At 70.7% G+C, this 1,684-nt stretch carries 1 protein-coding gene; it reads left to right on the top strand.

From position 1 onward, the window contains the following. Positions 1-1,684: serine/threonine protein kinase (locus GA0115259_RS04090; RefSeq protein WP_237539750.1), on the top strand; the 1,684-nt coding region annotated here is incomplete at both ends.

The following is a 1,684-nucleotide window of genomic DNA, read 5'->3' as shown; positions in this document are numbered from 1 at the left end:
GGGAGAGCGCCAGCCGTTCAGGGAGCGGCGGTTCGGGAAGCAGTTCGGGAAGCGGCGGCTCCGGGCGCTCCGGCTCGCGCTCCTCCTCCCGGGACTCGTCCCGTTCCTCCGCGCGCTCGTCGCGTTCCTCGACCTCTCGCTCCTCCACCTCCCGGCGCTCGGTCTCGGGCCGGCTGTCGCGCGCGCTCTCGGGCCGGCTGTCGTCCCGTTCGGTGTCGGTGCGCAGTTCGGGCTCGTCCACGGCCGCGTCCGGGCGCAACCGGCTGGGCGCCGGGCTGGTCTCCGTACCGGACGTACCGCGTCCGGACCCGCGGTCCGCGGTGATGGAGCGTCCGGAGGTGCCCGAGCGCAAGCGGTACTGCTCGCGCTCCGACTGCGGCGCGCCGGTGGGCCGCGCGCGCGGTGACCGCCCGGGAAGGACGGAAGGCTTCTGCACCAAGTGCGGCCATCCGTACTCGTTCGTACCGAAGCTGCATCCCGGCAATGTGGTGCACGGGCAGTACGAGGTCGTGGGCTGTCTGGCCCATGGCGGCCTGGGATGGGTCTATCTCGCGATCGACCGGGCCGTCTCGGACCGCTGGGTGGTACTCAAGGGCCTGCTCGACACGGGCGACCAGGACGCGATGGAGGCCGCTATCTCCGAGCGCCGCTTCCTCGCCGAGATCGAGCACTCCAACATCGTCCGTATCTACAACTTCGTGGAGCATCTCGACCAGCGGACCGGCTCCATGGACGGCTATATCGTCATGGAGTACGTCGGCGGCAAGTCCCTCAAGGAGATCGCCAACGAGCGGCGGACCGAGGGCGGCAGACGCGATCCGCTGCCGGTGGAGCAGGCGTGCGCGTACGGCATCGAGGCGCTGGAGGCGCTCGGCCATCTCCACAGCAGAAACCTGCTGTACTGCGACTTCAAGGTCGACAACGCGATACAGACCGAGGATCAGCTCAAGCTCATCGATATGGGCGCGGTCCGCCGGATGGACGACGAGGAGTCGGCGATCTACGGCACCGTCGGCTATCAGGCGCCGGAGGTCGCCGAGACCGGCCCGTCCGTAGCGTCGGATTTGTATACGGTCGCGCGCACTCTGGCGGTGCTGACCTTCGACTTCCAGGGCTACACGAATGTGTTCGTGGACTCGCTGCCCGATCCGGACAACATCGAGGTGTTCCGGACGTACGAGTCCTTCTACCGGCTGCTGGTACGGGCCACGGACCCGGATCCGGCACGGCGGTTCTCCTCGGCGCAGGAGATGGCCGAGCAGCTCACGGGCGTGCTCCGGGAGGTGGTCGCGCTCCAGACGGGCCGTCCGCGTCCGGCGCTCTCGACGCTGTTCGGGCCTGAGCTGCGGGTCACGGACACGGAGCTGTTCGCGGAGCTGACGGAAGACGTCTCACGGCTGGGTGTACGGACGGCCTCGACGGGCCGTGGCCGATCCGGCCGACAGGCCAAGGCGACCGGGACGAACGGCGTGACGACGCCCGCCCTGCCACCGGGCCCGACCCAGGCCGCGCTTCCGCCCGCGCCGGGCGGGATGTACGCGTACGGGTCCGTGCCCGCGCCGCGTGCCGAGGGCGTGTTCGGCGCGGCGACTGCCGCCATGACGACGACCACGGCCGCGACCACCATCGGGAGCGGCGCCGGTGGGCCTCGGCTCGCTGCGCTCGACACGGCGGCGACGGCGCG

The organism is Streptomyces sp. MnatMP-M17 (assembly GCF_900091995.1).
GTDB lineage: Bacteria > Actinomycetota > Actinomycetes > Streptomycetales > Streptomycetaceae > Streptomyces.
This window is presented reverse-complemented; position numbering and strand designations above follow the sequence as displayed.